The organism is Amycolatopsis mediterranei, from assembly GCF_026017845.1.
Classification (GTDB): Bacteria; Actinomycetota; Actinomycetes; order Mycobacteriales; family Pseudonocardiaceae; genus Amycolatopsis; species Amycolatopsis mediterranei.
The window spans coordinates 2,058,315-2,071,396 of record NZ_CP100416.1 but is presented as its reverse complement, the minus strand read 5'-3'; the positions used below and the strand labels follow the sequence as shown (position 1 = coordinate 2,071,396).

Here is a 13,082-nt window from a genome sequence, read left to right as displayed (position 1 = left end):
CCACTTGAGCGGCGGGCGGGGGAACCTCCGTTTACCCCCTGGAGGAGGTGACCCCGCCCGCATCCAGCCCGTAGGTCGTGCGGGCGTTGTGCTCGAAGACGGCCAGGCGCTCGGCGTCCGACAGCGAGCCCGTCAGGGCGATCGCCGCGTCGAGGACCACCTCGTAGGACGCCGCCAGTTCGCAGACCGGCCAGTCCGAGCCGAACAGCAGGCGCGCCGGGCCGAACACCTCCAGCACGTGGTCGACGTACCGGCGCAGGTGCCCGACCTCCCAGCCCGACCAGTCGGCCTCGGTGACCAGCCCGGACAGCTTGCACACGACGTTCTCGCGCGCCGCCAGCGCGGCCACGCCGGACGCCCACAGCTCCCAGTCCCCCGCCGCGATCGGGGGCTTCGCCGCGTGGTCGAGAACCAGGCGCAGCTGGGGCAGCCGCAACGCCACCTCGGCCGCGGCCGGCAGCTGCGCGGGGCGGACCAGCAGGTCGAACGCCAATCCCGCCGCCGCCACGGTGCTCAGCCCGGCGACCACCTCCGGCCGCAGCAGCCAGTCGTCGTCCGGCTCGCCCTCCACCTGGTGCCGGATCCCGGCCAGCGGGCCCTCGAGGGCGGCCAAGCGGTCGGCGACGTCCGGAGCCGTGAGGTCCACCCAGCCGACCACGCCCGCGATCACGGGCTCCGCCGCCGCGGTCGCGAGGAACTCCGCCGTCTCCTCTTCCGAGGACACCGTCTGGACCAGGACGGTCGCGTGCACGCCCGCCGCCTTCGTCACCGCGCGCAGGTCGTCGACCGTGTACGGGCGGCGGATCGGGTCCATGGCCTCCCCGGCCATCCACGGGTACTCGCGCCGCGTGGGGTCCCACAGGTGGTGGTGCGCGTCGATCATGAGACTCCTTCGGCGATGACGACGTCGGCGCGCAGCAGTCCCGCGTCGGCCAGCTCGGTCCACAGGGCCGGTGGCACGACCGCCCGGGCCCGGCGCGCGTTCACACCCACCTGCTCCGGATCATGCGCTCCGACGACCACCGACGCGACCACAGGATGCGCCATCGGCAGCGCCAGCGCCGCTTCGGGCAGCTCGACGCCGTGCCGCGCGCAGATCTCCGCGATCCGCCCGGCCCGCTCGACCAGCTCCGCGGGCGCTTCGGCGTAGTCGTAGACCCGGCCCGGTTCGGCGGTCGCCAGTATCCCGCCGTTGAACGCGCCCCCGACCACCACGCGGACGTCCCGCGCGGCGCACAGCGGGAACAGCTCGTCCAGCGCGGGCTGGTCGAGCAGCGTGTAGCGGCCGGCCACCAGCAGGACGTCCAGGTCGGTGCGGCGGACGAACTCGGCCAGCATCGGCGCCTGGTTCATCCCGGCCCCGAACGCGCCGATCACGCCCTGGTCCCGCAGCTCGCGCAACGCCGGGAACGCCCCCGAAACCGCCTCCTCGAAGTGGTCATCGGGGTCGTGGACGTAGACGATGTCGACACGGTCCAGCCCCAGCCGGGTCAGGCTGTCTTCGAGCGACCGCAGAACGCCGTCGCGGCTGAAGTCCCACCGGCGCTTGTACGCGGCCGGCACGGCGAAGCCCTGGTCGTCCCGGGCGCCGGCGCCGTCCGGGTTCGGCTCCAGCACGCGGCCGACCTTCGTCGAGAGCACGTACTCGTCCCGCGGGTACGTGCTCAGCGCCGCGCCCAGCCGGGCCTCCGACAGGCCGAGGCCGTAGTGCGGCGCGGTGTCGAAGTAGCGGACGCCCTCGTCCCACGCGCGCCGGACGGTCGCGGCCGCCGTCTCGTCGCTGATCGCGTGGTACAGGTTGCCCAGCTGCGCGCAGCCGAGCCCCAGCGGGGACAGGGAGAGTTCCAACGCCGTCACTCCTCCACCGGCAGTTCCATCACCTTGCAGCCGTCGACTTCGAGGACGTGGAACAGGCCGGGTCCGTTACGCCGGATCCTCCGGGAGGGGACGCCGGCGTCGCGCGGAGCCACCCGTTGTGGTGGGCGCTGGTGGGTCATCGCCCCTTCCCCGGCCGGGACATGGCACGCTGGGGAGCACCACCGAAACATCCGAGGTCTGTTGCAGGGAGGGCGGACGCGATGCCCGTCACCGATGTCGCGATCGACAAGATCAAGGACATGATCATCACCGGCGAGCTGGCGCCGGGCGACCGGCTGCCGAAGGAGGCCGAGCTGGCCCAGCGGCTCGGGCTGTCGCGCAGCTCCCTGCGGGAGGCCGTCAAGGCGTTGTGCCTGATCAGGGTGCTCGACGTGCGCCAGGGCGACGGCACGTACGTCACCAGCCTCGAGCCCAACCTGCTGCTCGACGCCATGACGTTCGTGGTCGACTTCCACCGCGACGACACCGTGCTCGACTTCCTGGCCGTGCGCCGGATCCTCGAGCCCGCCGCGACCGCGCTGGCCGCGCTGCACATGAGCGACGCCGACATCGCGGAGCTGGGCACGCTGCTCAGCGAGCTGGAGGACTCGCCGACCGTGGAAGCGCTGGTCGCCAACGACCTGCAGTTCCACCGCAAGATCGCCGACGGCTCCGGCAACCCCGTGCTCTGCTCGCTGCTCGACAGCCTCTCCGGGCCGACCGCCCGTGCCCGGATCTGGCGCGGCCTCACCCAGGAGGGTGCGGTCGCGAAGACCCGCGAACAGCACACGGCGATCTACGAGGCCATCGCCGCGCGCGAGCCGGAACTGGCCCGCTCGTGGGCGACCGTGCACGTCGCGGGAGTCGAGCAGTGGCTGCGCAACGCCCTGGGCACCGCGGACGACCCGACGGCGCTCGATCCGGCAGGGCCGGACCCGGACGCCGAGCCGGCCGCGGAAGCCTCGTAGCACACGCACTCCTGAGAACGTCGGATCTTCACGGGGTGAGCGTCAGGTCTGGGGCTTTCCGCCCGCGTACCGGGCGATGATCAGCGCGACCAGGATGATGGCGCCGTAGATCGCCCCCTGCCACTCCGCCGTGACGTGCGCGTAGTTGAGCAGGCTGGCCACCGACGACAGCAGCAGGACGCCGGTGAGGGCGCCGACCAGGGTGCCCTTGCCGCCGTCGAGCGAGACACCGCCGATCACCGCCGCCGCGAACACCTGCAGGATCATGCCCGATCCCTGGTTCGCGCCCAAGGCCCCGACGTAACCGGTGTAGGCGAGCCCGCCGATCGCGGCGAGGACCCCGGCGACGACGAACACCGCCCACGCGATCCGGTCGACGCGGACACCCGCCGCCCGCGCGGCCTCGCGGTTGCCGCCGATCGCGTACAGCGCGCGGCCGACGCGGTGGTAGCGCAGCACCCAGCCGGCGACCGCGAACAGCAGCGCCGCCAGCCACACCGACATCGGCAGGCCGAGGAACGTCGTGGTCGCCAGGTCGGTGAACGAGTCCGGCAGGTTGAACAGCGTCTTGCCCTTGGTCGAGCCGACCTGGACACCGCGCAGGACGGTGAGCATGGCCAGGGTGACGATGAAGGCGTTCAGCTTCAGCTTCACGATCAGGAAGCCGTTGACGAACCCGACCAGCGCCCCGCACAGCGGGATCACCAGCAGCCCGATCGCGGCGGGCAGCTCGACGCCGAAGCCCGCGGAGGCCGCCGGGATCACGACCATCGCACCCAGCGCGGGCGCCAGGCCCATCGTCGATTCCAGCGACAGGTCGAACTTCCCGGTGATCAGCACCAGCGACTCGCCCAGCACGACCAGCGACAGCGCCGCCGACGCGGTCAGGATGCTGACGATGTTGCTCCAGCCGACGAACGTGTCGTCGACCAGGCCGCCGATGACGAACACCACGACCAGCGCGGGCAGCAGGGCGAGTTCACGCAGCCAGACGGCTTTGCGGCGGCGCGGTGGCGCGGGGAGCTCCGTCTGCGGAGAGGTCATCACGTCGGTCACGAAAGCTCGACTCCTTCGATGTCGGCCACGAGGTCGCCGTCGGACCACCCGGCCTGGTGCTCGGCGACCACGGCCCCGGCGCGCAGCACCAGGACCCGGTCGCTCAGGCGCAGGTCGTCCAGCTCGTCGCTGACGATCAGCACCGCCTTGCCCTCGGCGCGCACCCGGTCGACGACCGCGAGCAGCGCCTCTTTCGACTTCACGTCCACCCCGGCCGTCGGGTTGATCAGCACGACCACCCGCGGATCGCCGATCAAGGCCCGCGCCAGCACGACTTTCTGCTGGTTGCCGCCGGAGAGGTCCGACACGGGCTGCTCGGCGCTCGCGGCCACGATGTCGTAGTCCTTCAACGCCTGCGACGCCCTCGCGAACCGGGTGCGCGGCGACGCGATCCCGCCACGGCCCAGCTTGTCCAAAATGGACATCGTCGCGTTGTCGGCGATCGAGTGCTCGAGGACCAGGCCTTCGTGGTGCCGGTCGCGCGGCACGCAGCCGATCCCCGCCCGCAGCGCCGCCGGGATGTCGCCCGGCCGCAGCGGCGAGCCGTCGACGCGGATCGTGCCCGCGGACGGCGTCCGCAGGCCGTAGACCGTCTCGGCGACCTGGTGCTTGCCGCTGGCGTTGCTGCCCGCGAGCCCGACCACCTCGCCGCGGCGCAGCCGGAAAGAGACATCACGGAAGCTGTCGCCGGACAATCCGTCCACCGAAAGGATCTCCGCGGCGTCCGCTTCCAAGGACTCCCGGGAAGCGGCGTCCCGGACCGAAAGACCGCCGGGTTCGCCCGTCATCGCGTCGACCAGCTCGGCCTTGCCGACCTCGGCCACCGGTGCGGTGAGCACGTGCTTCGCGTCGCGCAGCACGGTCACCGCCTGGCAGACCTCGTAGACCTCGTGCAGGTGGTGCGAGATGAACAGGAACGTCACCCCGCCCGCCTGCATCTGGCGCATCCGCTCGAAGAGCCGCTCGATGGCCTGGCTGTCCAGCTGCGCGGTCGGCTCGTCGAGGACGATGAACCGGGCGCCGTAGGACAGCGCGCGGGCGATCTCGACGAACTGCCGGTCCTCGACCGACAGGTCCCCGGCGGGGGTGTCGACGTCGACGTGCACGTCCCACGAGTCGAGCAGCTCGCGGGCCTTGCGCCGCAGGGACCTCCAGCCGATCGAGAACCCGCCGCCCGCCTGCCGGTTGAGGAACAGGTTCTCGGCCACGGTGAGCTGCGGGACGACCATCGCGTGCTGGTACACGCAGGCCACGCGCGCCTTCCAGTCGTCCTGCCTGGTCAGGGGCGGGGCCGGCTCGCCGCCGAACTCGACGTGCCCGGTGTCCGTGGCGGACAGGCCGGTGAGGATGGAGACGAGCGTCGACTTGCCGGCCCCGTTGCGCCCGACGAGCGCGTGCGACTCGCCGGGGTGCACGGTGAGGCTGACGTCGTGCAGTGCCACGGTCGGGCCGTAGCGCTTTCCGACACCGACAGCGCTGACCACCGGGACGGCGGATTCGCCGGCGGGCAGCGCGGTCACAGGTTGTTCCCCCAGAGGGCCTTGTCGTCCACGTTGTCCTTGGTGATGACGGGCGCGGGCAGCTGGTCCTCGAGGATGCCGGGGCTGATCTCGACGATGGTGCTGGCGTGGTCGGTCGGGCCCGGCTTGAACGTCTCGCCCGCCATGGCCTTCTTCAGCCAGTACAGGCCGTACTTCGCGTACGCGTCGGCCGGCTGGGACACCGTGGCGTCCAGCTCGCCGGCGCGGATCGCGGCCAGCTCCTGCGGGATGCCGTCGTTGGAGACGAGCACGATGTGCTTCGGGTCCCCGACCGGGAAGAACAGGTTCTTGCGCTTGAGCGCCTGCTCGGTCGGGGCCAGGTAGACGCCGCCGGCCTGCATGTAGACGCCCTTGATGTCCGGGTTCGCGGTCAGCATGCTGTCGAGGCCGGAAGAGGCCTTGTCGGCCTTCCACTCGGCCGGGATCTCCAGCACCTGGATGCCGGGGTACTTGGACTTCATGCAGTCGCGGAAGGCTTCCGAGCGGTCGCGGCCGTTGACCGAGGCCAGGTCGCCCATGATCTGCACGACCTTGCCGGACTTGACCTTCTCGCCGATCGCTTCGCAGGCCTTGGTGCCGTAGGCCTTGTTGTCGGCCCGCACCACCATGGCGACCTTGCCGCTCTCGGGGGCGACGTCGACCGCGACGACCGGCACGCCCTTGTTCTCCGCCTGCTTGAGCCCGGCGACGATGGCGGCCGAGTCCAGCGGCGTCACGACCAGGCCCTTGACGCCCTGGTTGAGGAACGTGCCGATGTCGGTGATCAGCTTCGCGGGGTCGCTGTCGGCGTTGACCGTCGGGAGGACGTCGACGCCCTCTTCCTTGGCCATCTTCGGGACGTAGTTGTTGTAGGCCTGCCAGAACGGCGAGGTCAGCAGGGGCAGCGTCGCGCCGACCTTGCCGCCCGCGCCGCCGCCTGCCGCCGGGGCGGCCGCATTGTCCTTGGTGGACCCGCACGCGGCCAGAACCAGGCCGCAGACGGCGGCCGTGGCGGCCACCTGGATCACTCTGTTGTGAAATACCACAGCGCGCACCGCATCCTCCTTGATGACAGCGGAAATCAAGTCTTGTTAGTCGTGGTGAACGGGACCGCGAGGACGCAGGCCGTACATGCCGCCGTCGACCGCGAGCGCGGTGCCGGTGGTCGAGGCGGAAAGGGGACTGGCGAGGTAGACGATGGCGTTCGCGACCTCGTCGGCGGTGACCAGCCGGCCCATCGGCTGGCGCGCCGCGAGGGCCGCGCGTTCGGCCGCCGGGTCGTCGGCGGTGTCGAGCAGCCGGCCCACCCAGGGGGTGTCCGCCGTGCCCGGGCACACGCAGTTGACGCGGATCCGGTCGGGCAGGTGGTCGGTCGCCATGGCCAGGGTCAGTGAGAGCACGGCGCCCTTGCTGGCCGAGTAGAGCGCGCGGCTGGGCAGACCCGCCCAGGCCGCGATGGAGCAGGTGTTGACGATCGCCGCGGACGGCGAGTTCTTCAGGTGCGGCAGCGCGGCCCGGGCGAGCCGGACCATCCCGACGACGTTGACGTCGAACACGCGGTGCCACTCGTCGTCGCCGTTGGCGGTGACGTCGCCCTGCGCGCCGATCCCGGCGTTGTTCACCAGGATGTCGAGGCGGCCGAACCGTTCCACGACGGCGTCGATCGCCGCGCGCACTTCGTCGTCCGAGGAAACGTCGCAGCGGAAGCCGTCGTCGTCCGGCTGTGCTGATGAGCCCTCAGCGGTAGAGCGCGCTTCGGGCTTGAGATCGAGCACCGCCACCTGCGCACCGCGTTCGGCCAGCAGGGTGGCGACGGCCTTGCCGATCCCCGAGGCGCCTCCGGTGACGGCGGCCACCAGGCCCTCGAATTCACTCACTTGCGGTCTCCGTCCACTCGGGACCGTCCGGGAAGCGGAACCGGCGCAGCGTGGCGTCGTGCATGCGCGCGGAGAACCCGGGTGCGGTCGGGGCGAGGTAGCGGCCGCGCTCGACGACGGCCGGGTCGGTGAAGTGCTCGTGCAGGTGGTCGACCCACTCGATGGACCGGTCCGCGTCGGTGCCGGACACCGCCACGAAGTCGAACATCGACAGGTGCCGGACGAGCTCGCAGAGCCCGACCCCGCCGGCGTGCGGGCACACCGGGACGCCGAACTTGGCCGCCAGCAGCAGGATCGCCAGGTTTTCGTTGAAGCCGCCGACGCGGGCGGCGTCCAGCTGCAGCACCGAAATGGCGTCCGCCTGCAGCAGCTGCTTGAACACCACCCGGTTCTGGACGTGCTCGCCGGTGGCGACCTTGATCGGCGCCAGGGCTTTCGCGATCGCCGCGTGGCCAAGAACGTCGTCCGGCGAGGTCGGCTCCTCGATCCAGTACGGGTCGAACGGCGCCAGCGCGGTCATCCAGGTGACCGCGGCGGAGACGTCCCAGCGCTGGTTGGCGTCGACGGCGATCCGGATGCCGTCGCCGACCGTCTCGCGCGCCAGCTTCATCCGGCGGACGTCGTCCTCGAGGTTGCCGCCGACCTTCAGCTTGATCATCTCGAAGCCGTCGGCGACGGCCTGCTCGGCCAGCCGCACGAGCTTGGCGTCGGCGTACCCGAGCCAGCCGGGTGAAGTGCTGTAGGCGCGGTAGCCGTTCGCCTGCAGCTGCTTCTCCCGTTCGGCGCGGCCGGGTTCCGCGCGGCGCAGGATGTCCAGGGCTTCGGTTTCGGTGAGCGCGTCGGTGAGGTACCGGAAGTCGACGAGCGACACGAGTTCTTCGGGGGTCATCCGCGCGGCGAACTGCCAGACCGGCAGGCCGGCGCGGCGCGCGGCGAGGTCCCACGCGGCGTTGACCACCGCCCCGACGGCCATGTGCGCGACCCCCTTTTCCGGGCCCAGCCAGCGGAACTGCGAGTCGCCGACGAGCGTGCGGGACAGGTCGCCGAGCGCGGCCGCGTCCTCCGGGACCTCGCGGCCGACGACGTGCGGGGCCAGCGCGCGGATCGCGGCCGCCTGGACGTCGTTCCCGCGGCCGATGGTGAACGCGAGGCCGTAGCCGTCCGGGCCGCCGTCGGCGTGCAGCACGACGTACGCGGCGGAGTAGTCCGGGTCGGGGTTCATCGCGTCCGAGCCGTCGAGCTCCTTCGACGTCGGGAACCGGACGTCGAGGACCTCCATGCCGATGATCTTCGCCATGGTCAGGCCTGCCTCGCGGTCTGGCGCTGCCGCCCGAGACCGTCGATCTCGAGCTCGATGACGTCGCCGTCGCGCAGGTACGGCTTCGGGTCGGGCTGCCCGAGCGCGACGCCCTCCGGGGTGCCGGTGTTGATCAGGTCGCCCGGCCGCAGCACCATCACCTGGCTCAGGTGGTGGACGATCTCGGCCACGCCGAAGATCATGTCCTTGGTGGACGAGTCCTGCTTCTTCTCGCCGTTGACCCACAGCCGCAGGCCGAGGTCCTGCGGGTCGGGCACCTCGCCCGCCGGGACCAGCGCCGGGCCGAGCGGGTTGAAGTTCTCGCACGACTTGCCCTTGTCCCACTGCGGGGTGCGGAACTGCAGCGCGCGCTCGGAGACGTCGTTCGAGACGACGTAGCCGGCCACGTGCTCCAGGGCGTCGTCGACGCTCTCGAGGTAGCGGGCGGTATTGCCGATCACGACGCCGAGCTCGACCTCCCAGTCGGTGCTGACCGACCCGCGCGGGATGAGGACGTCGTCGGACGGGCCGACCACGACGTCCGGCGCCTTCATGAAGACGACCGGTTCGGTGGGCGGGGTCGCACCGGTTTCCTCGGCGTGGCGGCGGTAGTTCATGCCGATGCAGACGACCTTGCCGGGCTGGGCGATCGGCGAGCCGACGCGCAGCCCGGTCTCCGAAGCGGCCGGCAGTTCTCCCGCGGCAAGGGCGGCGGCGGCGCGCGCGATCCCGTCCGCGGCGAGGAAGCCGCCGTCGATGTCGGCGGTGAGGCCGCCCAGTTCGTAGGTCGTGCCGTCGCCGGCGCGCACGAACGGACGCTCACTCCCCGGCTCCCCGAGACGCAGCAGCTGCACGGATGTTTCCCTTCACCCACACCGACCAGACATCCGATGTATATCGCAGTCGAGACCGTCGATCCAGAGGCTTCGCCGAATCGGTCGCAAAATTGATCGGATCAGTGTCGGTTCCTGACCGGGTGACCACGGGGTGTCACCGGTCACAGCCGGAATAGCACCGGGGCCCTTCCCGCTGGTCCACGGAGAGGGGACGAAGGGACGTGCATGACCATCGCGGCGGAACCTACCGCGCCGAGCCGGCGGGCGCAGCTGAAGTTCGTCCTCGTCCTGGGCGGCCTCACCGCGTTCGGGCCGCTGTCGATCGACATGTACCTGCCCGCGCTGCCCCGGATGGCGGCCGACCTGCACGCGGCGGACAGCACGGTCCAGCTGACGCTCAGCGCGTTCATCGTCGGACTGGCCCTGGGCCAGCTGGTGCTCGGCCCGCTGTCGGACGCGCTGGGCCGCCGTCGTCCGCTGCTCGCCGGGCTGGTGCTGTACGTCGTGGGCTCGGTGCTGTGCGCGGTGAGCCCGGACGCCTGGCTCCTGGTCGCGGCGCGGCTCGTGCAGTCGCTCGGCGCCGCCGCGGGGATCGTGATCGCGCGCGCCACCGTGCGGGACCTGTTCTCCGGGACCGCGATGACGAAGTTCTTCTCGACGTTGATGCTGGTCAGCGGCCTGGCGCCGATCCTGGCGCCGCTCATCGGCGGGCAGCTGCTGAACTGGACGTCGTGGCGCGGGGTGTTCGTCGTGCTGACGGCGTTCGGCGCGCTGCTGCTGGCCGTGGTGGTGTTCTTCCTGCCGGAGCCGTCGGCCGCGCGGTCTCCGCTCCGGCTCGGCCCGGTGCTGCGGACGTACGGGCGGCTGGCGCTGGACCGGTCGTTCGCCGGCTACGCGCTGGCGTCGGGGCTGCTGTTCGCCTCGATGTTCGCCTACATCTCGGGCTCGTCGTTCGCGTTGCAGGGCGTGTACGGGCTCAGCCCGCAGGCCTACAGCGTGGTGTTCGGGGCGAACGGCGTCGGGATCGTGCTGGCGGGTCAGCTCAACGGCCGTCTGGTCGGGCGGATCCGGGAGCGGGCGCTGCTGCGCTCCGGCCTGCTGCTCGGCGTGACCGGCGGAGCCTCGGTGCTGGCCTCGGTGCTTTTCCACGCGCCGCTGGCCCTGCTCCTGGTGTCGCTGTTCCTGCTGGTGTCGAGCATCGGCCTGGTGATGCCGAACGCGAGTTCGCTGGCGCTGGCTTCGCACGCGCGCTCGGCCGGGGCGGCTTCGGCGCTGCTGGGCGTGCTGCAGTTCGCGGTGGGCGCGGTGGCGACGCCGCTGGTCGGCCTGGGCGGACCGGGCACGGCGGTGCCGATGGCCGCGACCATGGCCGGGTTCGCCGTCCTGGCGCTGGTGGCCTACCTGGCGCTGACGCGCCCGGCTACTTCCTGAGCAGGCGCTCCAGCTCGTCACCGGCGGGTTCGTGGCCGGCGTCGGCGATCCGCTGCAGCTGCAAGAGGTCTTTCGCGGCGACCGCCCGGCGGGTGAGCAGCTCGCCGGCGTGGTCGCAGCCTTCGTCCAGCAGCTCGCTCAGCTCCTCGACGTCCCCGCGGGCGTCGGCGAGGTCGGCCAGCCGGTCGAGCGCGGTCTCGTTGCCCTCGTCGGCCAGCGCACGCAGGGTTTCGTGATCGGTCATGCGGCCAGCATGCAACCTTGCCCCCAGGGCAAGGTCAAGTGCGACGATGGCGAGGTGCTCACCATCGGACAGCTCGCCGGGTACGTCGGGGTCACGACCAAGACGATCCGCGTCTACCACGCGAAGGGCCTGCTCCCGGAGCCGGACCGCGACCGTTCCGGCTACCGGCGGTACCGCGCGTCCGACGCGGTCGAGCTGATCAAGATCCGCACGCTCGCCGAGGCCGGCGTCCCGCTGGCCCGCATCCGCGAACTCCGCGCCGGCGACGGGCTCGCCGCGGCGCTCCGGCGGATCGACGACGACCTGGCCGCCCGGATCGAGGCCCTGCAGGCCACCCGCTCCCGGCTCCGGCGCCTGGCCGACGGCGACCTTTCGCCCCTGCCGGACGAGGTGGTGGCCCACCTCGGCCGGCTGCCGGGCCTCGGGTTCAGCGAGCGGTGGGTGACGCTGCAGAACGACCTCTGGCTGCTGGTGTTCGCCACCCACCCGGAGACGGCACACCGCAACTTCCGCGACCAGTCGGCAATGCTGGGCGACCCGGCGTTGCTCTCCCTGGTCCTCGAGTACGACCGGATCCACGACCTCGACCCGCACGATCCGCGCGTCGAGGCGCTGGGTTCGCGGCTCGTCGCCGCGACCCGAGCCCGCTACGGCGCGGAACTGCCTTCGTACGAACGGGATTCCGCGATCCCGGCGCTGGTGCAGGGTGCGGTCAACGCGTCGTCACCCGCTTGGCGCCGGCTCGACGCGCTGATCCGCGAACGCCTCACACCAGCGAAGCCAACTCCGCCGTCCTGAGCTGCTCCGCCGTCACCTTCGCGTCGCCGTCGACCAAGGCACCCAAGGCATCCCCGTCGTCCCACATGTTCACGTTCATCGCCGCCGCCACTTCGCCCTCGTGCAGCCAGAACGCCGTGAACTCGCGGGACGCCAGGTCGCCGCGGACCACCAGTTCGTCCGCGGCCGGGTCGGCCAGGCCGCGGTATTCGCAGCCCAGGTCGTACTGGTCGGTGAAGAAGTACGGCGAGGCCAGGAACGGCTCGTTCTCGCCCAGCAGGTTCTGCGCCACGTGCGTGCCCTGGTCCTTGGCGTTCGCCCAGTGCTCCACGCGGACGCGCCGCCCGTACCGCGGGTGGAAGTGGGCGGCGATGTCGCCCACCGCGTAGACGTCGGGCGCCGCCGTGCGCAGGCCCGCGTCCACGGCCACCCCGCCGTCGTCGGCGAGCTCCAGGCCCGCCGCGTGGGCCAACTCCACCCTCGGGGCCGCGCCGACCGCGATCAGGACCACGTCCGCCGTCAGCTCTTCGCCGCCGCTCAACCGGACGCCGCGGACGCCGTCCGGGCCGCCCGTGATCTCCGCGACCTGCTCGCCCAAGCGGTAGTGGACGCCGTTCGAGACGTGCAGGTCGCGGAACACCCCGCCGACCGTCTCGCCGACCACGTTCGCCAGCGGCACCGGCACCGGGTCGACGACCGTCACCTCCGCGTTGTGCTTCCGGGCCGCCGCGGCCGCTTCGGAGCCGATCCAGCCGGCGCCGACGATCACCACGCGCTCGGCCGCGGCGAACGCCGAACGCAGCTTGAGCGAGTCGTCCAGGGTGCGCAGCGTGTACAGCCCCGGCAGGTCGCCACCGGGCACCGGCAGCGGGCGCGGCCGGGAGCCGGTCGCCAGCACCAGCCGGTCGTAGCGGTGTTCGCCGCCCGCGTCGTCGAGCACCAGCCGGGCGCCGAGCTCGATCCGGGTCGCCGTGACGCCGGCGCCGAAGCGGATGTCCTTCTCGGCGTAGAACTTCTCTTCGTGCACCCAGTCGGGTTCGTCGGCGTTGCCCAGCAGCACGCCCTTCGACAGCGGCGGCAGCTCGTACGGGCGGTGTGGATCCGCGCCCATCAGCAGGATTTCGCCGGTGTACCCGCGTTCGCGCACCGCGGCCGCCGCGGACGCCCCACCCAGGCCCGCACCGACGATGACGATCTTCCGCGGTTCCGACATCCAGAC

14 protein-coding genes are annotated in these 13,082 nt (G+C 71.8%); 3 read left to right on the top strand and 11 right to left on the bottom strand.

All coding sequences use genetic code 11. The annotated features are described in order from the left end of the window. Positions 1–31: 31 nt before the first annotated feature. Genes ISP_RS09860 through ISP_RS09850 form a run of 3 tightly spaced genes read right to left on the bottom strand, consistent with a single transcriptional unit; the run spans position 32 to position 1,997 of the window. Positions 32–883, bottom strand: coding sequence for an amidohydrolase family protein (locus ISP_RS09860; RefSeq protein WP_013223735.1), 852 nt, complete (start codon positions 881–883; stop codon positions 32–34). Next, the gene (locus ISP_RS09855) at positions 880–1,848 is read right to left on the bottom strand and encodes an aldo/keto reductase (RefSeq protein WP_013223734.1); all 969 of its coding nucleotides are present in this window, start codon (positions 1,846–1,848) and stop codon (positions 880–882) included. Before ISP_RS09855 ends, ISP_RS09860 begins: the two co-directional genes overlap by 4 nt. Before the next feature lie 5 nt (positions 1,849–1,853). Then, the gene (locus ISP_RS09850; protein ID WP_155258923.1) at positions 1,854–1,997 is read right to left on the bottom strand and encodes a hypothetical protein; all 144 of its coding nucleotides are present in this window, start codon (positions 1,995–1,997) and stop codon (positions 1,854–1,856) included. 81 nt (positions 1,998–2,078) lie between these two features. Between ISP_RS09850 and ISP_RS09845 the strand changes: the two genes are divergently transcribed. Continuing rightward, the gene (locus ISP_RS09845) at positions 2,079–2,825 is read left to right on the top strand and encodes a FadR/GntR family transcriptional regulator (protein WP_013223733.1); all 747 of its coding nucleotides are present in this window, start codon (positions 2,079–2,081) and stop codon (positions 2,823–2,825) included. Positions 2,826–2,867: 42 nt separating this feature from the next. On the opposite strand, the gene ISP_RS09840 is transcribed toward ISP_RS09845, so the two are convergent. From ISP_RS09840 to ISP_RS09815, 6 genes are all read right to left on the bottom strand, one after another. Beyond that, positions 2,868–3,881 (bottom strand): ABC transporter permease, encoded by a 1,014-nt coding sequence (locus ISP_RS09840; protein ID WP_013223732.1) that lies wholly within the window; start codon positions 3,879–3,881, stop codon positions 2,868–2,870. Then, positions 3,878–5,401 carry a sugar ABC transporter ATP-binding protein gene (locus ISP_RS09835; RefSeq protein WP_013223731.1) on the bottom strand — a complete coding sequence of 508 codons (1,524 nt, stop codon included), beginning with the start codon at positions 5,399–5,401 and terminating at the stop codon, positions 3,878–3,880. Before ISP_RS09835 ends, ISP_RS09840 begins: the two co-directional genes overlap by 4 nt. Continuing rightward, a complete protein-coding gene (locus tag ISP_RS09830; RefSeq protein ID WP_013223730.1) occupies positions 5,398–6,429 on the bottom strand; it encodes a sugar ABC transporter substrate-binding protein in 1,032 nt (343 codons plus the stop codon). Before ISP_RS09830 ends, ISP_RS09835 begins: the two co-directional genes overlap by 4 nt. Positions 6,430–6,492: 63 nt before the next feature. Next, entirely contained in the window at positions 6,493–7,278 is a 786-nt protein-coding gene (locus ISP_RS09825; protein ID WP_013223729.1) for an SDR family NAD(P)-dependent oxidoreductase, read from the bottom strand. Further along, positions 7,271–8,575, bottom strand: a complete 1,305-nt coding sequence (locus ISP_RS09820; RefSeq protein WP_013223728.1) for a mandelate racemase — start codon at positions 8,573–8,575, stop codon at positions 7,271–7,273. Before ISP_RS09820 ends, ISP_RS09825 begins: the two co-directional genes overlap by 8 nt. 2 nt (positions 8,576–8,577) lie before the next feature. Further along, positions 8,578–9,429 carry a fumarylacetoacetate hydrolase family protein gene (locus tag ISP_RS09815; RefSeq protein WP_013223727.1) on the bottom strand — a complete coding sequence of 284 codons (852 nt, stop codon included), beginning with the start codon at positions 9,427–9,429 and terminating at the stop codon, positions 8,578–8,580. A 207-nt stretch (positions 9,430–9,636) separates the two neighbouring features. Here ISP_RS09815 and ISP_RS09810 point away from each other — a divergent pair, with 207 nt between their 5' ends. Continuing rightward, on the top strand, positions 9,637–10,842 hold the full coding sequence (locus ISP_RS09810) for a multidrug effflux MFS transporter (protein ID WP_013223726.1): 1,206 nt from the start codon (positions 9,637–9,639) through the stop codon (positions 10,840–10,842). On the opposite strand, the gene ISP_RS09805 is transcribed toward ISP_RS09810, so the two are convergent. Next, a complete protein-coding gene (locus ISP_RS09805; RefSeq protein WP_013223725.1) occupies positions 10,832–11,086 on the bottom strand; it encodes a hypothetical protein in 255 nt (84 codons plus the stop codon). The genes ISP_RS09810 and ISP_RS09805 overlap by 11 nt on opposite strands. 54 nt (positions 11,087–11,140) lie before the next feature. Here ISP_RS09805 and ISP_RS09800 point away from each other — a divergent pair, with 54 nt between their 5' ends. Beyond that, positions 11,141–11,884, top strand: a complete 744-nt coding sequence (locus ISP_RS09800) for a MerR family transcriptional regulator (RefSeq protein ID WP_013223724.1) — start codon at positions 11,141–11,143, stop codon at positions 11,882–11,884. Here ISP_RS09800 and ISP_RS09795 read toward each other — a convergent pair. Continuing rightward, on the bottom strand, positions 11,853–13,076 hold the full coding sequence (locus ISP_RS09795; RefSeq protein ID WP_013223723.1) for an NAD(P)/FAD-dependent oxidoreductase: 1,224 nt from the start codon (positions 13,074–13,076) through the stop codon (positions 11,853–11,855). The genes ISP_RS09800 and ISP_RS09795 overlap by 32 nt on opposite strands. Positions 13,077–13,082 lie beyond the last annotated feature (6 nt).